The sequence below is a fragment of the Pseudomonas abyssi genome, assembly GCF_003444685.1.
Taxonomy (GTDB): domain Bacteria; phylum Pseudomonadota; class Gammaproteobacteria; order Pseudomonadales; family Pseudomonadaceae; genus Halopseudomonas; species Halopseudomonas abyssi.
Window position 1 is genome coordinate 526,255 of sequence record NZ_LMAZ01000001.1, and the last position, 22,018, is coordinate 548,272.

Consider the following 22,018-nt stretch of genomic DNA (forward strand, 5'->3'; position numbering starts at 1 on the left):
GGGGAGTGTGCTTTTGTCCTTTACGCGCGACGATGTGGACATCATCAGTCGGGAAACCGGCTTCAAGGGGTTCTATCGCCTCGACGTCCTAAATCTGCGTCACCGGCTGTTCAACGGCGGCTGGGGCCCCGTGCTGCGCCGCGAGCTGTTTGTGCGTCACGACGCGGTGTGTGTTCTGCCGTACGACCCCTGGCTGGATCAGGTGGTGCTGATCGAGCAGGTGCGCATCGGTGCTCTGGAGAAAAGCGACAACCCCTGGATGCTGGAGCTGGTCGCCGGGCTGATCGATACCGATGAATCCCCGGAGGAAGTAGCCCACCGTGAGGCGGACGAAGAGGCTGGCCTGACCCTGCGCTCGCTGCACCCGATTACCCGCTACTACCCGTCACCCGGTGGCAGCGACGAGTTTGTGCATCTGTATTGTGCGCTGGTCGACAGCCGTGGTGTCGGCGGTATTCACGGTCTGGCCGAGGAAGGCGAGGATATCCGCGTAAGTCTGTGGCCGCGAGAGCAGGCTCTGCACGCGCTGCACAGCGGCCGGATTGATAACGCCGCCAGCATCATTGCCCTGCAGTGGTTGCAACTGAACGTTGATCAGCTGCGCGCGGGTGCCGGAGACGCGCCGTGAGCGCCTTGCGCAAGCCACGTTACCGGGTCGACCTGATCGGCCTGCAGGCTGTCTGCGAGAGTAATTACTGGCGTCTGCTCAAGTTGATGCCGCGCCTGCACGAGGAAGATGAGCGGCGCATCGAGATTGATGCCGGTGACGGTGAGGAGCAGGCGCTGGTCATTCGTGTACTGGAGCGTTGTCCCTATACCTCGACGCTACAGCTGGCCCATGAGCGGCGCCAGAGCTGGGTGACGCCACCCAGCATGGAAGTGCGCATGTATCACGATGCCGGGCTGGCCGAAGTGGTGGCCGCCTATAACAGTCGGCGGTTTCGCGGCGTCTATCCGTACCCTAACGAGCAGATGCTGCAGCCGGACGAAAAATATCAGCTCAACCAGTTCCTGGGGGAGTGGCTTGGTTACTGCCAGCGTCATGGACAGAGCGCACAGCCGTTGTTCTTTGCTGGTCAGGGTCTGTGACCCAATCGCTGGAATCGCGGCGCGGCAGGGGCCAAGATAATCGCCGAGAGCGCGGACAAGGAGTGGGAGCAGGATGTCGTTAGGATCGGACTTCATCTGCGTTGTGCAGTTGACCGACAGTCATCTGTTTGCCGATGCAGAAGGTGATCTGCTGGGCTTGCAGACGCAGGCCAGTCTGGATGCCGTAGTGGACATGGTGCTGGAGCAGATTTCACGCATGGATCTGGTGCTGGCCACTGGCGATATCACTCAGGATGGCAGCGAGGCGGCGTATCGCCGCTTCATTGCCTCCAGCCTGCGTTTGCCGGCACCCTGTTACTGGATTCCCGGCAATCATGATGACGCCGAGCTGATGGCCCGGCTGGGCAAACCGCTGGGCCTGACCCGTGACTGGGTGGATATCGGCAACTGGCGGATCGTGCTGCTCGACTCAAGCATTTTGGGCGCGGTGCCGGGGCATTTGTCGGCGACCACCCTGAGCAGCCTTGACGACGCTTTGGCAACGGCCGGCGACCGCCATGTACTGGTGTGTCTGCATCACCAGCCCGTGAGTATCGGCAGCGACTGGATGGAGCCCATCGGTCTGCTCAATGCCGCGGACCTGCTGACCCGTCTCGAGCCGGATTCGCGGGTCAAGGCCGTGCTCTGGGGGCATATTCACCAGCATTTCGACCAACGGCTTGGACATCTGCGCCTGCTGGCAACGCCCTCGACCTGTGTGCAGTTTGCGCCCAGCAGTGACGACTTTGCGACCGACACCCAGGCTCCGGGGTATCGCTGGCTGCGGCTGTACGACGACGGGCGTATCGAAACGGCTGTGTCTCGCCTGCCTGCCGGCCAGTTTCTGCCCGATCCGGAAGCGGTTGGTTATTGAGTTCTCGCCGTGCAGACGGTGGCAGGCAAGCGGCCTGCCGGATACTATGTGACCCCATGTCTGTCTTTACTGCCGGTTGCCGCGCCTGCTGCGCATCCGCTGCCTGCATGTTGAAAAGATTCAAGAAGGAAACCTGCCTCCACCATGTCTCAATCGACCTATAACGCCGATGCGCTGGAAGTCCTCAGCGGTCTGGACCCGGTGCGCCGTCGTCCGGGCATGTACACCGACACGACCCGTCCCAACCACCTGGCCCAGGAGGTCATAGACAACAGCGTCGACGAGGCTCTGGCCGGTCACGCGCGCACCATCAGCGTGGTCCTGCACCAGGACAATGCCCTGGAGGTCAGTGATGACGGGCGCGGCATGCCCGTGGATATTCACCCGGAGGAGGGCGTTTCCGGGGTCGAACTGATCCTTACGCGGCTGCATGCCGGCGGCAAGTTCTCCAACAAGAACTACCAGTTCTCCGGCGGTCTGCACGGGGTGGGTATTTCGGTGGTCAACGCGCTGTCCCACAAGGTGGAAGTGCGGGTCAAGCGCGATGGGCAGGAATACGCCATGGCTTTTGCCAACGGCGACAAGGTGCGCGAACTGGAAGTCATTGGCACGGTCGGCAAGCGCAATACCGGCACGACCGTTACCTTCTGGCCAGACGCCAAGTATTTCGACTCGGCCAAGTTCAGTATCACCCGGCTGAAGCATCTGCTCAAAGCCAAGGCGGTGCTCTGCCCTGGGCTCAAGGTGGACTTCGATGATCGCCAGTCCGGCGAGAAGATCAGCTGGTGTTATGAAGATGGCCTGCGTGATTACCTGGTCGACGCCTGCGCCGAATGGCCGAAGCTGCCGGAGGAGCCCTTCTCCGGGGCCTTTGCCGCCAAGCAGGAGGCGGTCGACTGGGCGGTGTTCTGGCTGCCCGAAGGCGGCGAGCTGGTGCAGGAAAGCTACGTCAACCTGATCCCGACCGCCCAGGGCGGTACCCACGTTAATGGCTTGCGCGCGGGGCTGCTCGAAGCCATTCGCGAATTCTGCGAGTTTCGCAATCTGTTGCCGCGCGGCCTCAAGCTGGCGCCAGAGGATATCTGGGAGCGCGTTAGTTATGTGCTGTCGCTGAAAATGGCGGAGGCCCAGTTCTCCGGTCAAACCAAGGAGCGGCTGTCCTCCCGCGAGTCCGCGGCCTTTGTTTCCGGCGTGGTCAAGGATGCCTTCAGCCTGTGGCTGAACCAGCACGCCGATATCGGTCAGCAGATTGCTGAAATGGCGATCAGTCATGCCGGCCGCCGTCTCAAGGCCGGCAAGAAGATCGAGCGCAAGCGGATCACTCAGGGCCCGGCGTTGCCGGGCAAGCTGGCCGATTGCGTAGGGCAGGACAGCTCCCGCTCTGAACTCTTTCTGGTCGAGGGTGACTCGGCCGGTGGTAGTGCCAAGCAGGCTCGCGACAAGGAATTTCAGGCGATCATGCCGCTGCGCGGCAAGATCCTGAATACCTGGGAGGTTGAGTCCAGCGAAGTGCTGGGATCGCAGGAAGTGCACGATATTGCGGTTGCCATCGGGGTGGACCCGGGTGCCGCGAGCCTGGAGCAGCTGCGTTACGGCAAAATCTGCATCCTGGCCGATGCCGACTCCGACGGCCTGCACATTGCCACCTTGCTATGCGCGCTCTTTGTCCGTCACTTCCGTCCCTTGGTTGAGGCCGGGCATGTGTTTGTTGCCATGCCGCCGCTGTACCGGGTGGATATCGGCAAGGACGTGTATTACGCCCTGGACGATGCCGAGAAACAGGGCATTCTTGATCGCATCGAGGCCGAGGGTAAGCGTGGCAAGATTCAGGTGACGCGCTTCAAGGGTCTGGGTGAAATGAACCCGTTGCAGTTACGCGAAACGACTATGGCGCCAGATACGCGGCGACTGGTGCAACTGACCGTGGACGAGACACAGGATACCGAGCAGCTAATGGACATGCTGCTGGCCAAGAAACGTTCCTCTGACCGCAAGGCCTGGCTGGAAAGCAAGGGTGATCTGGCCGAGGTGCTGCTCTGATGCGTCATGCTGGTCTGCGCCTGCTGGGCGCCTGTGTGCTGCTGCTGAGCGGGCTTGCCAATGCTTTTGAACGAGCGCCCGAGTTGCAGCTGGAAGCCGCCCTGCCGGTAGACGGCATGCCGCGTGGCAACCTGTCTGCTTTGCAGCACTGTAATGGGCAGTTGCTGACGCTGTCTGACCGTGAGGACACCAGCCTGTTTGTGTTGCAGCGTGGCGAGCATGCCTATCAGGCGAGCGTAGAGAGCTTCACGCTGCCGGCCGATTCGCCCTCGATGTTGCCAGTCAAATTGCTAGCCGGTGCCTGGTTGCGCGGATTGAGCGGCCAGGCGCTGGATTTTGAAGGACTGGCCTGCGATGGCGAAGGCAACCGTTATCTGGTCAGCGAAAGTCAGCTGGGTGTCCTGCGTCTGCCGCCGCCCGCTGAGACGCCGGTGCAGGGTAGCTGGCTGGGTCTGGATCCGGCGGTCTACACCGAAGGGGAAGCCCGTGGTTTGTGGCAACAGGTCAACGCACTGGCCGAAGGGGTAGCGATTGATGCCCAGGCCGACACGTTGTGGCTGGCGGCCGAACGGCAGGGCAGGGGGTTGGTCAAGTTGCAGCGTCAGGGCGACCGCTGGGTCTGTCCTTTGGCTGGGTGTGTCCTGCTGGCTGAGCGCCGCTTCCTGCCGACCGAGCCTTTCGGTCCCGGTATTCTCAACCGTGAAGTCATGCCGGTCGACTTTTCCGATCTGGTGTTCTGGGAGGGATGGCTGTGGACCCTGGAGCGCAATGCGCATCAGGTGTGCCGGCGTAACGCACTTTCCGGCAAGCGCGAACGCTGCTGGTCCTTTGCCCAGTCGGTACTGGTTGAGCCCTATTTCTATCCGGACGCCCCGTTCGGCCTGGCAGAAGCCCTGCTGATCAGCGACGAGGGAATTGTCATCGGTCTGGACAACAACAACCGGCTGCGCCCGGATGGCGACGCGCGGCCCTGGTTGTTTCACTTTGCGCTGCCGGCGGACTGGCAGGAGGACGTGACGCCGTGAACGAATCTACGCCTCCCTCCCAGCGCAAGCTGGGCACCGGCATGATGATTCTGGCGTGGATTGCCGGCCTGTTGCTGGCTGCCTTCTGGTTCAGTGGTGTGGAGGAGCGTCAGCGCAATCCCAACCAAAACCCCGAGTCCAGTCGCCTGGACAGTGCGGTCGAGGTGCGCCTTGAGGCCAACCGCCAGGGGCACTATCTGGTCAACGGGCGCATCAACAGCAGCGCCGTTACCCTGCTAGTGGATACCGGGGCGAGTTTTGTTGCGGTGCCGGCCGGTCTGGCCGAGGAGCTGGGGCTGGAGCGCGGACGGCAATTTATGGTCGACACCGCCAATGGCACAGCAGAAGGCTATGCCACCAGACTGAACAGCCTGCAGATTGGCGATATTCGCTTGCATGACGTCGAGGCCGGCATTGTTCCCGGCATGGGCGGCGACGAAGTGCTGCTGGGCATGAGTGCCCTGCGCCAGCTGGATTTTCGTTCGCAGGGCGGTGATCTGCTGCTGCGACAGTATCAATGAGTTTTCAAGCGGGTAGCCCGGCGCTGCCCACCTGTGGAGATGAAACATGAGTGATGGACTGGACCTGAGCCTGGATGGCGTAGAGCGTCGCTCGCTGGCGTCCTTTACCGAGGAAGCCTACCTCAACTATTCCATGTACGTGATCATGGACCGTGCGTTGCCGCACATCGGCGACGGCCTCAAGCCGGTACAGCGGCGCATTGTCTATGCCATGAGCGAGCTTGGGCTGTCGGCCAGCTCGAAGCACAAGAAGTCGGCCCGCACCGTGGGTGACGTGCTGGGTAAATACCATCCGCATGGCGATTCGGCCTGTTACGAAGCCATGGTGCTGATGGCGCAGCCCTTCTCTTATCGCTATCCGCTGGTAGACGGACAGGGCAACTGGGGCGCGCCGGACGATCCCAAGTCCTTCGCCGCCATGCGTTACACCGAAGCCCGTCTGGCGCGCTACAGCGAGGTGTTGCTGGCGGAGCTGGGGCAGGGCACGGTGGACTGGCAGCCGAACTTTGACGGCACCATGGACGAGCCCATGGTGCTGCCGGCTCGTCTACCCAATCTGCTGCTCAATGGTACGACTGGCATCGCCGTGGGCATGGCCACCGATATTCCGCCGCATAACCTCAAGGAGGTAGCGGCGGCCTGTGTGCGTCTGCTGGATGACCCGGGCGCTGGCCTCGACGAGATTCTCGAGCATGTGCAGGGGCCGGATTTCCCCACCGAAGCGGAGATTATTACCCCCCGTCACGAGCTGCTGAAGATGTACGCCAGTGGGCGTGGTTCGGTGCGTTGCCGTGCAGTGTGGGATAAGGAAGATGGCGAGGTGGTCATCACTGCGCTGCCGCATCAGGTGTCCGGGGCCAAGGTGCTGGAGCAGATTGCCGCGCAGATGCAGAACAAGAAGCTGCCGATGGTCGCGGACCTGCGGGACGAGTCAGATCATGAAAACCCGACGCGCATTGTCATCGTGCCGCGTTCCAACCGGGTCGATCTGGACGATCTGATGCAGCACCTGTTTGCCACCACCGACCTGGAGCACAGCTACCGGGTCAACATGAACGTGATCGGCACCGACGGCAAGCCGGCGGTCAAGGATCTCTGGACCCTGCTCAGCGAGTGGCTGGGTTTCCGGGTGGCGACCGTGCGGCGCCGTCTGCAGTTCCGGCTGGACAAGGTGCTGGCTCGCCTGCACCTGTTGGATGGGTTGCTGGTTGCCTTCCTCAATCTGGATGAAGTGATTCACATCATTCGCACCGAGGACCACCCCAAGGCGGAGCTGATCGCCCGGTTTGATCTCAGCGAGCTGCAGGCCGACTACATTCTTGACACGCGTCTGCGTCAGCTCGCGCGCCTGGAAGAGATGAAGATTCGCGCCGAGCAGGATGCGCTGCGCGATGAACGTGACCACCTGCAGAGCGTGCTGGGTGACGAGCGCAAGCTGCGTAGCCTGGTGCGCGACGAACTGGTTGCCGATGCCGAGACCTACGGTGATGAGCGTCGCTCACCGCTGGTGGAGCGCAAAGAGGCCAAGGCCCTGTCCGAAACCGATCTGGTACCCTCTGAACCGGTGACCGTCGTGCTGTCGGAAAAGGGCTGGGTGCGTTGTGCCAAGGGGCATGATGTCGACGGCGCAGCGCTCAGCTACAAGGCGGGCGATGCCTATCTGGGGCAGGCCATCGGACGGTCCAATCAACAGGCGGTGTTTATCGACAGCAGCGGGCGCAGCTATTCGCTGGCAGCCCACACGTTGCCGTCGGCACGGGGGCAGGGTGAGCCATTGACCGGTCGTTTCAGCCCGCCAGCCGGCACCAGCTTTGATGCCGTGCTGATGCCCGAGGATGAGAGCCTGTATCTGCTGGCTTCGGATGCCGGCTACGGGTTCCTGGTCAAGGGCGAGGACATGCTGGCCAAGAACAAGAATGGCAAGGCGCTGCTGAATCTGCCGGAGGGTGGCCGCATCCTGACGCCGCAGCGCGTGCGATACCCGCAGAGCAGTCATCTGGCGGCGGTCTCCAACGAGGGACGTCTGCTGGTATTTCCGCTCAAGGACCTGCCGCAACTCTCCAAGGGCAAGGGCAACAAGATACTGTCGCTGCCCTCTGCTCGGGTTAAATCGCGCGAGGAGTTTGTTGCCGGATTGGCCGTGTTGCCGCCGGGGGCGCAGTTGGTGCTGACGGCTGGCAAGCGCACCCTGACGCTCAAGGCGGCGGATCTGGAGCATTACAGCGGTGAGCGGGGCCGCCGCGGCAACAAGCTGCCGCGGGGCTTCCAGAAAGTCGACGAGGTAGCTGTAGAGTTGCCGTCAGCCAGTGCGTCGGCCGAGGGCGTCTGATCGCTGCCTTGGGCAGCCAGCGCCGGCTCAGGCCTGGCGCTGGTTGTACAGCGAGCTGAGCTGACGCTCGAGCAGCGACTGATACGGCTCAAGTAGGCGTTCGATACAGAAGGTGCCCGGCTGGCTGGCCAGCCGGCGGGTTGAGGCGCATTGGCGCAGCGGTGTGCTGGCGGCCAGCTCGGCGTCTACCAGGAGCAGGTTGCGGCTGTGCTGTAGCTGCTCCAGTACCTGCTGACAGGCGGGGTGTTCACCCAGCGCCTTTTCATCCAGCCCGACCAGCCCGGCGGCATGGCCCAGCGCCAACTGCAGGTGCAGGGCAGTACCGGTGTCAGCAATCTCGATCTGCAGATCATGACCGAGTACTCTCAGCAGCTCGCCGCAGCACAGGCTGTGTTTCAACTCCGCACCGCCCGCCTCCGGATTATCCCGAAACAGCAGTACGCTGGTGCCGTCGAACAGCGTGTGCTGCTCACCGCCGTAGAGCTGGCAGGCTCGTTGTACTTGCTGGCGATAGCGTTCAAGCAGTGTCATCAGCCGCTCGCGCGGCAGGCGGCGCAGCGCCTCCTGATTGCCCAGGCGCACCGCCAGCAGCGCTTGGCGCGCTGGTTCAGGCGCCGGTTCACTTGCTGCTGCGCTGTCAGTCGGGGCGTCGTCCGTGGCTGCCCCATTGTCGGTTTCTGCGCTGCTCTCTTGTGCCTGCGGCTCGTCTGTCGGCGTGCTCTGGCTGTCGTCGTCCGGCTCTGACGCCAGAGCGGGTGTTGCGACGCTCTCGACCTCAAGGTTATCGGCCGCCTCAATATAGGCGGGTGTTATCAGCGGGACGTGATCGGGCTCCGGCTCGGTTACAGGCTCCGGTTCCGGCGCGGGTTCTGGCAGCAGCCCGCGATGAGCAAGCAAGGCGCGCGATAGTTCGCCCAGCTCATCACGGCGGCGATAACCGGGGGCCGGGTAGCTGGGGGTGCTGTCCCACTCGGCCAGGGCGGAGAGCTGGCGTGACAGTTCTCGTGCACGATGCCAGGCCAACAGGCCCCCGACACCACCAATAAGCAGCAGCCCCCAGATCAGGCGTTCAAGCAGCTGCTGCGCAGGCTGGTTGAAGGGCGCCGCGCTGAGAGTCAGCTGTACCTGACCGGCGAGCTGGTCCTGCAAGTGGACGGCTGCGGGGTAGCGTCCCTGGCCTGGTGCACGCAGATGGCGCGGCGGCTCGCTGCCGGCTTCGGCCAGCAGGCGGTTGTTGGGGGAGTAGAGGCTGACATGGGCGATCATCGGGTTCTGGGCCCACTGCGCCAACAGCATATTCAGGCTGAGACGGTCCTCGGCGGCCAGTGGCTCGGCGGCCGAGGCGGAGATCTGCCTGGCCAGCGCGCTACCCGTGCGGTCCGCCTGCTGGGCAATGTCCTGATTCAACTGCACCTTGCCAAGCCACAGCAGCAGAACGAGCATCAGCAGCATGGGGGCCAGTACCATCAGCGGCAGGGCACCGGCCAGTGTCAGGGAGCGGCGGCGCAGGTTGGCGTAGCAGCGTAAAAAGAGATTGTCCGGGGTAGAAGTTGGGCGGCTCAAGGCAAGACTCGACTGGTGGCGGAGGCGGCACCCTGGTGTAACCGGGCAGCGACGCGTTGGGCGAGTATAGCTATTCGCGAAAAGCGGAAAAAGGCTGATCTGTGAGCTGGTTGCCAAATGCGGGTAGAATAGCCGCCAGTTCCATCTGCCGGAGTGTGCGTCTTGAAGGAAATTGTCCTGATCAACATCACTGGCCCTGATCGTCCGGGCCTGACTGCTGCCATCACTGGCCTGCTGGCCAAGGCGCAGGTCCATATTCTGGATATCGGCCAGGCTGTTATTCACGACACCCTGTCCTTCGGGATTCTGGTGGAAATGCCGGTCGGGCAAGGCAGCTCTGATGTGCTCAAGGATGTGTTGTTTCGAGGCTATGAGCTGGACCAGCAAGTACGTTTCACTCCAGTCAGCGCCGAAGAGTACAGCCGCTGGGTAGAGGGGCAGGGCAAGGCGCGGCATATCGTGACGCTGCTGGCCCGTCGGGTTACCGCCGAGCACATTGCGCGGGTGAGTGAAATTACTGCTCGCTATGGCCTCAATATTGATCATATCGACCGTTTGTCCGGGCGTATCCCAGAAGGTCTGCCGGAAGATCAGGGCAAGGGCTGCATCGAGTTCTCGGTGCGCGGTGAGCCGGCGGATGCGGCAGCCCTGCGCGCCGAGTTCCTGGCTATCGCTCAGGAGCTGAGTGTGGATATCGCCTTTCAGCAAGACAGCCTGTTCCGCCGCAATCGCCGGCTGGTGGTGTTCGATATGGACTCCACGCTGATCGATGCCGAGGTGATCGATGAGCTGGCGAAGGCCGCGGGCGTGGGCGAGGCGGTGGCGGAGATCACTGAGCGGGCGATGCGTGGCGAGCTGGATTTTCGTGCCAGCTTCCGTGAGCGCATGGCGTTGCTCAAGGGCTTGCCGGTCTCCACGCTCGACAGCATTGCCGAATCACTGCGCCTGACCGAGGGCGCAGAAACCCTGATAGCCCAGCTAAGACGTCTGGGCTACAAGACGGCGATTCTGTCCGGGGGATTCAACTATTTTGCCGAGCGCCTGCAGCAGCGCCTGGGTATCGACTACGTCTATGCCAACGCCCTGCCGGTCGAGAATGGTCTGGTGACCGGTGAGGTTGAGGAGCCGATTGTAGACGGTCAGCGCAAGGCTGAGCTGCTGCGTCAACTAGCCCAGCAGGAAGGGATCAGCCTGGAGCAGACCATCGCCGTGGGCGACGGCGCCAACGATCTGCCGATGCTCTCCATTGCCGGGCTGGGTGTGGCGTTTCGTGCCAAGCCGCTGGTCAAACAGTCTGCCAAGCAGGCCATTTCGACTCTGGGGCTGGATGGCATTCTGTATCTGCTGGGCTTCCGCGACCGGGATGGCGCCTGAGCTGGATAGGAATGCGCTGATAAATCCCACGTGTCCTTGCGGGATGTATCAGCGCTTCCTTGCGAGTTACTCAGCGCTGAAGTCGTAGTTCATGGCGTCGCTGGGCGCCTGCAGGTAAGAGCCCTGAATGTAGTTGACGCCGGCCTGCCACAAGGTCGGCATCATGGTGGCGCTATCGACATAGGGCGCGATGGTCAGTTTGCCCTGGTTGTGCAGCGCGCTGATCATCTCCTTCAAAGTATCTACCGCCTTGGCAGTGGACAGGTCACGGGTAAAGGAGCCGTCGATCTGAATGTAGTCGGCCTGTACATGCTTGAGTGAGGCGTAGGGGTTCAAGGCGCCGCCGAAGTGGCTGATCGATACCCTGCAATGCATCTGGCGCAGCGCATCGGTGTGCACCTTGGCCTGCTTCAGGTAGGTGTTGATGTCGGCGTCGTTGAACTGGAAGATGATGGCGTCGGCCGGCAGGCGCGCTTCCTTGAGGATGGCGGCGATCCACTGAACCATATCGGGTGATTGCAGGCTGGCGGCGCTGAGGTTCAGCAGCAGATGCGTTTCAGCGCCCTTGCTGCGGTGGTTGCTCAACAGTTTCACCGCGCGGCTGATCAGCCAGCGGTCGATATCCAGGGCCAGTCCGGCTTCCATTGCTGCCGGCAGAAACTCGCTGGCGGGCACCTCTTCTCCCTTGCTGTTGAGTAGCCGCAGGAAGGTCTCGTAATTCTCGGCTTCGTCGCCGCGCAGGCTGATGATCGGCTGAAACAGCAGACGGAAGCCATTGGTCTCCAGCGTGTGGCGGATCAGCGCAATCAGGTCGCCGCGGTTGGCCTGCATGGCCAGTTCTTCAAGCGGGTCAAACACCTTGATTGCGTTGCCGCCGTCGGTGCTCAGCTGGTCGGCGATGCGGTGCGCGCGGTCGATGGCTTCAGTCGGATTGGCGCTGGTTTCGCTGATGGCAGCCACGCCCATGCTCACGGTGATGCGTACGGTGCGCCCGTTCGACTCGAACAGGTGGCCTTCGAGCTTGCTGCGCAGCGCTTCCAGTTGCGCCATGGCCGCTGCGGGCTCCTGACCCTCGAGCAACATGCTGCAGGCGTCATCGGCGAAGCGCGCCATCAGCGTATCTTCGCTGAAATGGTTGCGCAGCAGCTGCGCCAGGTCAGTCAGCAACAGGTCTGCTGCGCCAATGCCGATATCGGCCTGGAGGCTGCTGAATCCATCGATGCTGAGGTATACCAGCGTACTGGCAACGCCCTGGCGTACGGCCTGATCCAGTACGGTGTCGAGTTGCTCCTGAAAGTAGGCGCGGTTGAACATGCCGGTCACCAGGTCGCGGCTGGCCATCACCTTGAGCTTTTCCTCGAACTCGGCGCTGGCGGTCTCGGCGCGAATGACTACCTGGGTGCAGGGCTCGCCGTCGTAACTGGCAGGCGAGAAACTCAGGCGAACGGGGAAGCGCTTGCCGCTGCTGTCGACGGCCTTGCAGCGCAGGTCGCTTTGGCCACCCTGATCATCATGGTGACGCAGAAAGTCCTTGAACGCGGCTTGATCTTCGGCATCGATCAGGCCGACCATGGGTTCGGCGGCCAGGTCGTCGGCATCTTCGTAACCAAAGAGTTCGCTGTAGGCGCGGTTGGCGTAAATGTGCATGCCGTCATGTACATAGGCGATGGCGTCGACCGAGCTGTCGAGCAGCAACTGACAGCGCTTTTCTGCCTCGCGCAGGTTCTGCTCGGCAATGCGCCGCTGCCGTCGGGCCTCCAGGTTGACCAGTTCGCGGTCTACAATCAGGGTCAGCAGTGCGTCGGCGTCTTGCGGCAGGGCGTCTGCCATGCCGCAGCGCAGCGCGCTGGTGCGCATGTCGATATCGATGCCGGGCTTGAGCAGGATCAGCGGCACATCCCGCGACTGACGCTTGATCAGTGCAGCGGCGTCTTCGGCGCTCATGAAGCTGGTTTTCGGCTGGGCCAGGCACAGATCCCAGTTTTGCTGCAGGCACTCCTGCAGGTCTTCGGTCGAGGTGATGCGATGGGCGCGGGTGGCGTGCCCTGCATTGCGAAGCAGGCTAACCAGACGCTCAGCGTTGTTTTGCGAGTCGTCGAGGATCAGCAGCCTGATGGCTTTTTTATCGTTGGCCATGGTCTTCCGGGGAGTGCAGGCTGCCTTGCTGCGCAGCCTGTTGCGGTATCAGAGCACTGAATCTACAGAGACTTCCAGAGTGAGTCAAAGTCATCCTCGACAGCGACTGTCAAAGATGCGCCTTCAGTCTCAGATTGAGGCTTCTCTTCCCGTGGCTGCTCGATCAGGTGGTATTCGAACTGGCTGAAACTGCCGGTTGCGGTAACCCGATTGTTGAGGTGAGCCCGTTCTGCCTTGCCGCCTTGCAGGATGCTGATCTTGCTGTTGACCTGGAAGGGCAGGCGCGGAGTGATGATGGTTGCCGGCCGATCGATGGCGGTAACCTCGGGCAGCAGCAGGGCGCGCAGGTACTGGCTTGGTTCGCCGGTCTTGCGAATCAGCTTGGCTGCGCAGGGGGTGCAGTGGGGGGCGATAAGCTCGATGCCCATCTGTGTGCCGCCGCCGCGTACCTGCCGAATCCAGCGTACCACCGCGAGGCTCCAGTCTTGCTCGTTGGCTTCTTGCACGCCCAGCAATTCGCCAGCCTGCAGCTGCTTGGGTACGTCCTTGGGCCAGGTCAGGCAGAAACCGCCGGGGCTATGGTTGACGATCGGCAGGCTGTGGATCGGGTAGGTGTCGTCGCTGTCGTCGTCACCGTCGGCCTGGCTGCCGTAATCGATCTGTTCAATGTTGCCGCCGCTCCATTCGACCGATTGGCCGCCGTCAAAGGCGCCTGTCCAGCCGCCTTGCTTGGCGCGTTGGGCGGTCTCGGAGAAGGGGTTGAGCTCTTCTTCGGTGGCGTCGATCATGCGCGCAAAGGCCTTGCCGGCAATGCGGAAGTGAGTGGCGCTCATGCCGATGCTGACGCGCAGCTGGCCTTGACTGGGGATACGGTTGAACGTGCGCTCGGCGAGATCGCCCCAGGATTGGCTGACGTGCTGCAGCAGCTCGATGCCCAGGGTGCCCGGGATGTTCAGGTCGCCGGAATAGTCGTTGCCTTCGAGCATGAAATTCTTGATGTTGCTGACCAGCCCCCGGGTATCTAGGCCCAGGCTGTTGTCCAGGCTTTCGCCGCGAATCAGTGATTTGTAGCGCGGCGGGCAATCCATGTCCGGGTTGATGATGAACAACGCTTTGCTGTCATCCGGTTCAACCAGGCGGGCGTGTTTGCTCCAGTCTTCGAGGGTGGCGAACAGCCGGCCCATAGCGCTCTGGCGCATCTGGTTAGGACGCGCCGAGCCCATCAGCAGCGCCACCAGGTAGCACTGCTCAATGCTCAGCGGTTGCTTGTTGGCGCTTTCGGTGTCATTGACCGGGGTCTGGTGCAGCTTGCGCTTGCGAGCCATCTGATACAGCTGATGCAGCTCGAGCCAGATGCCGTCTGCGACCGGGCAATAGAGCTGGAAAGCGCGCAGCAGTGGACCGCACAGGCCACGAATGGAGCGCTGCAGGGCCAGTGTCATCAGGGTGCTGTGGTCGCGCGATTTGATGCTGCGCTCTTGCGCTACCACGATCTTGTAGCCATTGGCCAAGTGGTTTTGCAGGGATTGCGACAGGTTGGCAACCTTGCGAGGCTTGTCTTCCAGCACGATGGACTGGCCGAGATAGTACTTGGACAGCGCCGAACAGACGTAGTGAACTTCGGGGCGAATACGCTCGAGCATCGCCAGCCTGCGGTCTGGGGCGACCTCGTACTGGTTCAGCTCAATCAATCCTTGATAAAGCTGGCGGGCTGTTTCACCGATGTTGGCCTTGGGAAGGTTGGCCAGCCACTGGGTGATGCCCTTCTCGGTGCCCTCGGCGAAGCTCAGGCTGCTGAGCGTTTGCTGAGGTATGCGCAAGTGCATTTTTTGCGTCGTGCTATCCATAACAGTCGTATCCAGTACATGCGTTTCCGGCCGGGCCGTGGCAGCAATGGTGTGCTGCTCATCCGTGGCACTTGAAGGGTTCTGTCTTCTGTGAAAACACTGTAGCAGCTTAGTCCTCAACTGGCTAAGTGCAGAAGCCGAGTCGCGACCTGCCATGCGCTACTGCCAAATCCTCTGATTATTTATAGGTCATGCACCAGGGTGACGCTGACCGGGACCTTGGCGGGTTCACCGGCGGTTTCGCGTACCAGCCTGGGTACCAGGTAGCCGGGCAAGCGCGTAAGCAAGCGTCCGACCAGCTCTTGCGCTTGGTTGTCGGGCACCAGAAAGTGGCTGGCGCCGCGTACGCGGTCGAGCAAATGCAGATAATAGGGCAATACGCCACTGTCGCCTAGTGCTTCGCTCAGGGCTATCTGTGCCGACAGGGTGTCGTTGACGCCCCGCAACAGGACCGCCTGATTGAGCAGGGTGACGCCGGCCTGACGCAGACGGTTGGCGGCATCGCGCGTCAGCTCATCGAGTTCTGCGGCATGATTGCAATGCCAGACCATGGTCACTGGCAGGCGCGTGCCGCACAGCGCATCAATCAGCTCCGGGGTGATGCGTTGCGGAATCACGATCGGCAGTCGAGTGTGGATGCGTAGCCGGCGTACGTGGGGTATGGCGGCAATTTCGCGGGTCAGCCAGGCCAGGCGTCGATCGTTGGCGGCCAGGGGGTCGCCGCCGCTGTATATGACTTCGCTGATACTGTCGTCCTGACGGATGTAGTCCAGTGCCGCGTCCCATTCAGCGGTGCTGAGGCTGTTGTCCTGGTAGGGAAAGTGACGACGAAAGCAGTACCGACAGTTGACCGCGCAGCCGGCGCTGACCACCAGCAGCAGGCGACCATGGTACTTGTGGATGATGCCGGGACGGGCGTTGCTGTGCTGTTCGCCTAGCGGGTCGGCAACATAGCCTGGTTGCTCGTCCAGCTCGATGCCGAGCGGCAGCACCTGACGCAGTAGGGGGTCGTTGATATCGCCGGGCCGGATGCGCGAGAGGTACGGTTCGGGGACGCGCAGGGCAAAGTCCTGCGCGGCAGCCAGCGTGCCCTCGAGCAGTTGCGGGTCCAGTTGCAGGCGGTGAAGCAGGGTGCGCGGGTCGGTGATGCTGGAGGCGAGCAGATTTTGCCAGCTGGCAGGCTCAACACGAACTGCAGAAGCATGTATCATTGGCGTTTTTCCGCGCATGGGTATCAGGGTGTCCGACTGAATGCCCCGCACGCTGTGTGGTGCGGCGCGCTTCGGATCATCCGTTTAATTGAAAGTGGGAACTTGTATGGCCAACTATTCTACCAACGAATTCAAACCGGGTCTTAAGGTGATGCTGGACGGTGATCCGTGCTCGATCCTCGAGAACGAATACGTCAAGCCCGGCAAGGGTCAGGCGTTTAACCGCGTCAAGGTCCGCAACCTGAAAACCGGTCGCGTCAACGAGCGCACCTTCAAGTCGGGCGACAGCCTGGAAGGCGCTGACGTAATGGATCGCGAAATGGAATACCTGTACACCGATGGTGAGTTCTGGCACTTCATGGCCACCGACGGCTCCTTCGAGCAGTACGGCGCGGACGAAAAGGCCGTTGGCGACTGCATGAACTGGATGAAAGAGCAGGTGGTGTACACCGTGACCCTGTTCAACGGCGCGCCGATCGCCGTGACGCCGCCGAACTTTGTGGAGCTGGAAGTGGTTGAGACCGACCCGGGTGTGCGTGGCGATACTTCTGGCGGCGGCAACAAGCCGGCCAAGCTGGTTACCGGCGCCGTGGTCAAGGTGCCGCTGTTTATCAACACTGGCGACGTGCTGAAGGTCGATACCCGCTCCAGCGAGTACGTTGGTCGCGCATAACGACGCAAGTCGTTGAAGAAACCGGGGCCTGGCCCCGGTTTTTTGTGTCTGCAAATCGAGGTAAGCAACATGAGCCGAGCGTGGCAACCCAGCGCAACCATCGACGCCTTGCGCCAGCGCGCGGGCATCATTAACCAGATTCGTCAGTTCTTTGCCGAGCGCGGCGTGCTGGAGGTGGATACCCCAGCCCTGTCGCATGCCGCGGTCAGTGATCCGTTCCTGCACCCGTTTGCCACGGATTTTGTGCCCGAGGGCGGTGGCCAGGCGGCAACGCTGTATCTGCATACGTCACCGGAGTATCCGATGAAGCGCCTGCTGGCCGCCGGCAGTGGTCCGATCTGGCAGCTTTGCAAGGTGTTCCGTAATGGCGAGGTGGGGCGCAGGCACAACCCCGAATTCAGCATGCTGGAATGGTATCGCCCCGGCTTTGACCATCATCAACTGATGGATGAGGTCGACGCGCTGGTCTGTGCGGTGCTTGAAAGCGCGCCGGCGCGCCGGATCACCTATGCCGACGCCTTTGCCGAGCATACCGGGCTGGATGTGCACGCCTGCTCCGATATGGATCTGCAACGGCTGGCAGCGTCGCGCTGCGGCTTTGCTGGCCAGCTGAGCCGCGACGGTTATCTCAATCTGCTGTTTGCCGAGTGCGTTGAGCCGGCATTGCAGGCCCCCACGATGGTGTACGCCTTTCCGGCCTCGCAGGCGGCGCTGGCGCAGATTGTCGAGGGTGATGATCGGGTGCCGGCGGCGGCGCGCTTCGAGCTGTTTGTGCAGGGTATGGAGTTGGCAAACGGCTACTTTGAGCTGACCGACGCCGATGAGCAGCTGCGCCGATTTGAGGCTGACCAGCAGCAGCGTGAGGCGTTGGGTGTTGCTGCGCTGCCAATCGATTTGCCGCTGGTGGCGGCGCTGCACGCCGGTTTGCCGTCGTGCGCCGGGGTGGCGCTGGGGGTTGATCGTCTGGTGATGCTGGCGCTGGGCGCCAGCACTATTGCTGAGGTGATTGCCTTTGATGCCGGGCGGGCCTGATCAGGCGCCGCCGAGCGTACCCATTTTCTGACCCATGCTGACCGTGTCGCCTGCTTTCAGGGCGTCGCTCCAGCGCGCTGCGTCCGGTCCGAAGAGTACGATGGCGGTGGAGCCCAGCTTGAAACGGCCCATTTCTGCGCCCTTGTCCAATTGGGGCGCGGCTTCGCCGTAACGGGTGCTGCGCAGCTGGCGGCTGGGCGGTGCTACCAGGCCGGCCCAGACGGTCTCGACTGAAGCGACGATCATGGCGCCAACCAGCACCAGCGCCATGGGGCCGGCTTCGGTGTCAAACAGGCAGACCACGCGCTCGTTGCGCGCGAACAGCTCGGGCACGTTTTCGGCCGTCAGCTGGTTGACCGAGAACAGCTTGCCCGGCACGTAGATCATGTCTTTCAGCGTGCCGCCAAGCGGCATATGTACCCGGTGATAGTCGCGTGGCGACAGGTACACGGTGGCAAACTCGCCGCCCTGAAAGACTTGAGCCTGCTGGGCATCGCCGCCCAGCAATTCCTGCACGCTGAAGCTGTGGCCCTTGGCCTGGAAAATGCGGCCGTGCTCGATCCTGCCGAGCTGGCTGATGGCGCCGTCAGCGGGGCAGAGAATGGCGCCGGGGCTATCGTCCAGCGGCCTGGCGTCGGGCTTCAGAGCGCGGGTGAAAAACTCGTTGAAGCTGGGGTAGGCCGTGGGGTTTTCTTCTAGCGCCTGGCTCATATCCACGTCGTAGCGTTTGACGAACCAGCTGATAAAGGGGTTCTTGACCCAGTTCCAGCGACAGTTGGCCAGCCAGCCCGCTGCGCGGGACAGCAGGTGGTGCGGCAACAGATACTGAAACAGGATAAACAGACGGTCTGACATGCGCTTTCCTCAGGATTCAACAGGGGTGTCGGGGTGGTTGCCCCACTCGGACCACGAGCCGGCGTAGGCCTTGACGCGCGGGTAGCCGAGAATTTTGGCCGCCAGGTAGGTAAAGCCCGAACGGTGATGGGTTTGGCAGTGGGTCACCACTTCCTTGTCTGGCACGATGCCCAGTTGCTGCAGCTGCTCGGCCAGATCGCTGCGCAGACGCAGACCGCGTGACGGGTCCATACCTGCGGTCCACTCGAAGTTGATGGCGCCAGGAATGTGTCCGCCCTTGCTGGCGACGACCTTCTCGCCGCGATATTCCTGCGGCGAGCGCGCGTCCCAGATGACCCGGTCGGGGTTGTTCAGATCGGCCAGCAAGTCAGTCAGCATGATGGTGTGGCCGCGCTCGATCTCCAGTTGCGGCGCGCTGGGTTCGGCCTGATTGGGCATTGTCTCCAGGGTCAGGCCGTCAGCGATCCAGGCTTTGAGACCGCCGTTGATGTAGCTGTAGTGGTGATGGCCGATGCAGTCGAGCATCCAGATAAAGCGCCCGGCCCAACCGCCGCCCTCGTCGTCGTAGACAATGTAATGCAGATCATCGTGATGCCCTAGCTCGGCAAATATCGCCTGCAGCTCGGCCATGCCCGGGAGTGGACCCGGGCGCGGGGCGGGAGAGGCGGTGCGCGAAGGGGCCAGGTGAACGGCACCTGGAATGTGGCCGGCCAGGTATTGCTCGCTGCTGCACAGGTCAACCAGGCGAGTCGTGCGGGCGTCAATCGGCAGCGTCAGATCGCATGGTTCGATCAGTAGCGGCAAGGTGGCTTGAGCCATGGGAAAGGTCTCCTGGAGGTCCGGACCGGAAAAGGATGAATGCTAGAGCTTGTGGGGGCGTCACCACAAGCGCTGGTGTGTGACGATGGTCAGGCGCGCTGTTTGAACTGTACCAAGGCCTTGTGCAGACACTGGGCGGTTTTCACCAATGCCTGCTGGCGCTGGTGGCTCAGCGCGCGGCCCTGTTCGCCGGCGACAAAGATCAGTGCCAGCACCTGCTGGTTGTGCATTACCGGTGCCAGGTGAAAAGCAGTGGTGTAGGGGTGCTGCTGCAGCGGTGTTGGCAGTTGATTGAACTGCAGGTGGCTGGCGCTGACGCTGTGGCAGGCTGCTGAGCTTAGCCAGCGGAGCCAGACGCTGTTCTTGCTCGGGCCGACCCGGCTGCCGGAGCTGAACAGGTCAGGTGCGAAGCCGGCGTTGCTGCGCACCACCAGTTGGGCGCTCGCGCCGTGGGCCAGAGCGATCCAGCTGCGCTCGGCGCCCAGTCCGTCCTGTAGCGCCTGTTGGGCACAGTCGAGCAGGGCTCCGAGGTTCTCAAATGGTGACGGTGTGGCACTGAGCTGCAGGCAAAGGGCGCGCCAGTGGGCGGGTCTCGCTCTGGTCTGTTCTGGCTGTTCGACAACATTGCCCTGCAGCGGCAGGGTGGCCGACAGTTGCTCGATGGCCGCTGGTTGCTCAGTCCACGGCAGAGTGGCGGCGGGCAGGAGCAGGTCCTGGGTGACCGCCTGGTACTGGGTTCGAGCATTCTCCACGGCATTTTCATGGCTCAGGCGTTGCGCTTCCGGGACGTCGCAATTCAGGTACAGCGCGGCCAGTTGCTGCCAGCGCAGGGTATGGCTGGTGTACCAGTTGCTGTGCGCGCCGAGCGCCAGGCCGCTGGCGATCAGTACGCCATTGGCCGGCTGCGTCAGCCAGCGATACAGGTCACGGTCGGCGTCAAGGCGGGCCAGCTGTTCCTGCGGATGGGTGCTGTCACGGGCTACGTGCAGCGCCTTGACCATGGTGCGCCGGTGGTCGTTCAGGGAGCGGTAACCTTGCAGTATCCACGGCGGTAGCCACCAGTCCTGGGCGACCAGCTGTACCAACTGAAAGCCGGCAGTGGTGGTGGCGGCTATCCGGGTGCGGGTCACACCTTCAGGCAGCGCACCGCGATTGAGGCGGTCCCACTGCTCAAACAGGTGAGGCTTGAGGTAGGTCAGCGCCCACAGCGGGGAGAGGAACAGCAAGGTGGCCAGCGACATCTCTTGCCATAGGCGGGCAATGCGGTTGGCAAACAGCCCTTGCGCTTGGCCGACGGCATGCTCGCTGATGCTGAGCAGCTGGCGGTACGGGCGCGGCAGTTGGTCGTGCTCAACCACTGGCAGCTCTCGCAACAAGTTGATCAGGCGTTGGGTGCCAAGTAATGAGCAGGCTTGCTCCAGTGTCAGTACGTCGACATCGCGCTTGCGCGCCGCCTCGCCGGCTTGGCGACAGATGTGCAGGGCTGCCACCGGGACGCGCATGATCTGGTGCGTCAGCTCGGTAATGCTCAGCAGGTCGCTGCCAAGCTGTTCCAGCAGGTGGTCGCGTTGGCAGCGGGTGATGGGCAGCACGCAGGCATTCAGCTTCTGGCGCAGCTCGCCGATAACCTCTGTGTAAGCGTTGATGTCGGGGTGTGTGCTCATGCGCTTTGCGGCTTTATAATAGGTATTTGCACGACTATAACCTGAAAGGCAGCTATTTTGCTGCCCTGCGCTGTTTTGTGCGCTTGATCGCTCGGGATGACACGGATCTATGTTGAAAATTGGTGGTTTTGTTGTAGTCATCGGCGCTGTGCTGGGTGGCTTTTTGCTGTCTGGTGGCAATATCGCTGCGCTGTGGCATCCCTTTGAGATCTTGATTATTGGTGGTGCGGCCTTCGGCGCCTTTCTGGTGGCCAACAGCGGCGCCGTGGTCAAGAAGGCCATGTCTGCCGGGCCGGCCATTCTGTTTGGTCATCGCTTCAACAAGGCGTTTTATCTGGATGTGCTGGGCGTGCTCTACGAGGTGCTGAACAAGAGTCGGCGCGAGGGCATGATGGCCATCGAGGTTGACGTCGAGTCGCCGGCTGAAAGCCCCATCTTCAGCAAGTATCCAGCGATTCTCAAAGACACCCACATGACCGAGTTCATCTGCGACTATCTGCGCATCATGTCCTCGGGCAACATGGCGCCACACGAGCTGGAAGCGCTGTTTGATGTCGAAATCTCGGCCTTGAGCGAAGAGCTGCAGGAGCCGTCCCATGCGGTGACGCGGGTTGCCGACGCCCTGCCGGGCTTCGGTATCGTGGCCGCCGTGCTCGGCATTGTCATCACCATGGGGATTTTGGGGGATGCCGAGAAGGCCGAGATTGGTGAGAAGGTCGCCACTGCGCTGGTCGGTACCTTCCTCGGTATTCTCGCCGCTTACGGCTTTGTTGGCCCCTTTGCTACGGCCATGGGGCATGTGGCCCATGAAGAGGCCAATACCTACGAGGCGATCAAGATGACGCTGGTCGCCAGTGCACAGGGCCTGCCGCCCGCGCTGGCGGTTGAGTTTGGTCGTAAGTCCCTGCTGCCGGAGCATCGTCCGAGCTTCAACGAGCTGGAAGACTCGGTCAAGGGACGCTAAGC

The 22,018-nt window shown here is 62.3% G+C and carries 18 protein-coding genes; 11 read left to right on the forward strand and 7 right to left on the reverse strand.

Features of this window, described 5'->3' with window-relative positions; genetic code table 11:
- Positions 1-13 precede the first annotated feature (13 nt).
- The 7 genes from ASB58_RS02435 (at position 14) to parC (ending at position 7,878) form a co-directional block, all read left to right on the forward strand.
- On the forward strand, positions 14-628 hold the full coding sequence (locus ASB58_RS02435; RefSeq protein WP_235827162.1) for an NUDIX domain-containing protein: 615 nt from the start codon (positions 14-16) through the stop codon (positions 626-628).
- Entirely contained in the window at positions 625-1,089 is a 465-nt protein-coding gene (locus tag ASB58_RS02440; RefSeq protein ID WP_407920648.1) for a DUF1249 domain-containing protein, read from the forward strand. The genes ASB58_RS02435 and ASB58_RS02440 overlap by 4 nt, the downstream gene beginning before the upstream one ends.
- Before the next feature lie 73 nt (positions 1,090-1,162).
- Positions 1,163-1,963 carry a 3',5'-cyclic-AMP phosphodiesterase gene (gene cpdA, locus ASB58_RS02445; protein WP_118129232.1) on the forward strand — a complete coding sequence of 267 codons (801 nt, stop codon included), beginning with the start codon at positions 1,163-1,165 and terminating at the stop codon, positions 1,961-1,963.
- Between the two features lie 144 nt (positions 1,964-2,107).
- The gene (parE, locus tag ASB58_RS02450; RefSeq protein WP_118129233.1) at positions 2,108-4,003 is read left to right on the forward strand and encodes a DNA topoisomerase IV subunit B; all 1,896 of its coding nucleotides are present in this window, start codon (positions 2,108-2,110) and stop codon (positions 4,001-4,003) included.
- The gene (locus ASB58_RS02455; RefSeq protein ID WP_118129234.1) at positions 4,003-5,028 is read left to right on the forward strand and encodes a DNA topoisomerase IV; all 1,026 of its coding nucleotides are present in this window, start codon (positions 4,003-4,005) and stop codon (positions 5,026-5,028) included. Before parE ends, ASB58_RS02455 begins: the two co-directional genes overlap by 1 nt.
- Before the next feature lie 41 nt (positions 5,029-5,069).
- Positions 5,070-5,549, forward strand: coding sequence for a retropepsin-like aspartic protease family protein (locus ASB58_RS02460; protein ID WP_096003736.1), 480 nt, complete (start codon positions 5,070-5,072; stop codon positions 5,547-5,549).
- Positions 5,550-5,595: 46 nt separating this feature from the next.
- Positions 5,596-7,878 carry a DNA topoisomerase IV subunit A gene (gene parC / locus ASB58_RS02465; RefSeq protein WP_096003417.1) on the forward strand — a complete coding sequence of 761 codons (2,283 nt, stop codon included), beginning with the start codon at positions 5,596-5,598 and terminating at the stop codon, positions 7,876-7,878.
- A 27-nt stretch (positions 7,879-7,905) separates the two neighbouring features.
- Here the strand turns inward: parC and ASB58_RS02470 are convergent, their stop codons facing one another.
- Positions 7,906-9,441 (reverse strand): histidine kinase, encoded by a 1,536-nt coding sequence (locus tag ASB58_RS02470; RefSeq protein WP_096003418.1) that lies wholly within the window; start codon positions 9,439-9,441, stop codon positions 7,906-7,908.
- A 162-nt stretch (positions 9,442-9,603) separates the two neighbouring features.
- Here ASB58_RS02470 and serB point away from each other — a divergent pair, with 162 nt between their 5' ends.
- On the forward strand, positions 9,604-10,815 hold the full coding sequence (gene serB / locus ASB58_RS02475; RefSeq protein ID WP_118129235.1) for a phosphoserine phosphatase SerB: 1,212 nt from the start codon (positions 9,604-9,606) through the stop codon (positions 10,813-10,815).
- Between the two features lie 66 nt (positions 10,816-10,881).
- On the opposite strand, the gene ASB58_RS02480 is transcribed toward serB, so the two are convergent.
- From ASB58_RS02480 to epmB, 3 genes are all read right to left on the reverse strand, one after another.
- Complete coding sequence (locus tag ASB58_RS02480; RefSeq protein WP_118129236.1) at positions 10,882-12,951, reverse strand: EAL domain-containing response regulator; 2,070 nt, start codon at positions 12,949-12,951, stop codon at positions 10,882-10,884.
- Positions 12,952-13,013: 62 nt separating this feature from the next.
- A complete protein-coding gene (locus ASB58_RS02485; protein WP_118129237.1) occupies positions 13,014-14,798 on the reverse strand; it encodes a cyclic-di-GMP receptor FimW-related protein in 1,785 nt (594 codons plus the stop codon).
- A gap of 182 nt (positions 14,799-14,980) precedes the next feature.
- Positions 14,981-16,009 carry an EF-P beta-lysylation protein EpmB gene (gene epmB, locus ASB58_RS02490; RefSeq protein WP_118129238.1) on the reverse strand — a complete coding sequence of 343 codons (1,029 nt, stop codon included), beginning with the start codon at positions 16,007-16,009 and terminating at the stop codon, positions 14,981-14,983.
- A 106-nt stretch (positions 16,010-16,115) separates the two neighbouring features.
- On the opposite strand from epmB, the gene efp reads away from it, so the two are divergent.
- On the forward strand, positions 16,116-16,682 hold the full coding sequence (efp, locus tag ASB58_RS02495) for an elongation factor P (RefSeq protein WP_083725482.1): 567 nt from the start codon (positions 16,116-16,118) through the stop codon (positions 16,680-16,682).
- 69 nt (positions 16,683-16,751) lie between these two features.
- Complete coding sequence (gene epmA / locus ASB58_RS02500; protein WP_118129239.1) at positions 16,752-17,714, forward strand: elongation factor P--(R)-beta-lysine ligase; 963 nt, start codon at positions 16,752-16,754, stop codon at positions 17,712-17,714.
- On the opposite strand, the gene asd is transcribed toward epmA, so the two are convergent.
- The 3 genes from asd to ASB58_RS02515 all read right to left on the reverse strand — a co-directional run bounded on the left by asd (position 17,715) and on the right by ASB58_RS02515 (position 21,052).
- Positions 17,715-18,569, reverse strand: coding sequence for an archaetidylserine decarboxylase (gene asd, locus ASB58_RS02505; protein WP_118129240.1), 855 nt, complete (start codon positions 18,567-18,569; stop codon positions 17,715-17,717).
- 9 nt (positions 18,570-18,578) lie between these two features.
- Positions 18,579-19,388 carry a rhodanese-like domain-containing protein gene (locus tag ASB58_RS02510; protein WP_118129241.1) on the reverse strand — a complete coding sequence of 270 codons (810 nt, stop codon included), beginning with the start codon at positions 19,386-19,388 and terminating at the stop codon, positions 18,579-18,581.
- A gap of 89 nt (positions 19,389-19,477) precedes the next feature.
- Positions 19,478-21,052, reverse strand: a complete 1,575-nt coding sequence (locus tag ASB58_RS02515; RefSeq protein ID WP_118129242.1) for a hypothetical protein — start codon at positions 21,050-21,052, stop codon at positions 19,478-19,480.
- A gap of 109 nt (positions 21,053-21,161) precedes the next feature.
- Between ASB58_RS02515 and motA the strand changes: the two genes are divergently transcribed.
- Complete coding sequence (motA, locus tag ASB58_RS02520; RefSeq protein ID WP_096003427.1) at positions 21,162-22,016, forward strand: flagellar motor stator protein MotA; 855 nt, start codon at positions 21,162-21,164, stop codon at positions 22,014-22,016.
- Positions 22,017-22,018: the final 2 nt, after the last annotated feature.

Coding starts and splice junctions, on each gene's coding strand:
- cpdA (WP_118129232.1), top strand. CDS start 1,163: ATGTCGTTAGGATCGGACTTCATCTGCGTTGTGCAGTTGACCGACAGT.
- parE (WP_118129233.1), top strand. CDS start 2,108: ATGTCTCAATCGACCTATAACGCCGATGCGCTGGAAGTCCTCAGCGGT.
- ASB58_RS02455 (WP_118129234.1), top strand. CDS start 4,003: ATGCGTCATGCTGGTCTGCGCCTGCTGGGCGCCTGTGTGCTGCTGCTG.
- ASB58_RS02460 (WP_096003736.1), top strand. CDS start 5,070: ATGATGATTCTGGCGTGGATTGCCGGCCTGTTGCTGGCTGCCTTCTGG.
- parC (WP_096003417.1), top strand. CDS start 5,596: ATGAGTGATGGACTGGACCTGAGCCTGGATGGCGTAGAGCGTCGCTCG.
- ASB58_RS02480 (WP_118129236.1), bottom strand. CDS start 12,951: ATGGCCAACGATAAAAAAGCCATCAGGCTGCTGATCCTCGACGACTCG.
- ASB58_RS02485 (WP_118129237.1), bottom strand. CDS start 14,798: ATGGATAGCACGACGCAAAAAATGCACTTGCGCATACCTCAGCAAACG.
- epmB (WP_118129238.1), bottom strand. CDS start 16,009: ATGATACATGCTTCTGCAGTTCGTGTTGAGCCTGCCAGCTGGCAAAAT.
- efp (WP_083725482.1), top strand. CDS start 16,116: ATGGCCAACTATTCTACCAACGAATTCAAACCGGGTCTTAAGGTGATG.
- epmA (WP_118129239.1), top strand. CDS start 16,752: ATGAGCCGAGCGTGGCAACCCAGCGCAACCATCGACGCCTTGCGCCAG.
- asd (WP_118129240.1), bottom strand. CDS start 18,569: ATGTCAGACCGTCTGTTTATCCTGTTTCAGTATCTGTTGCCGCACCAC.
- ASB58_RS02510 (WP_118129241.1), bottom strand. CDS start 19,388: ATGGCTCAAGCCACCTTGCCGCTACTGATCGAACCATGCGATCTGACG.
- ASB58_RS02515 (WP_118129242.1), bottom strand. CDS start 21,052: ATGAGCACACACCCCGACATCAACGCTTACACAGAGGTTATCGGCGAG.
- motA (WP_096003427.1), top strand. CDS start 21,162: ATGTTGAAAATTGGTGGTTTTGTTGTAGTCATCGGCGCTGTGCTGGGT.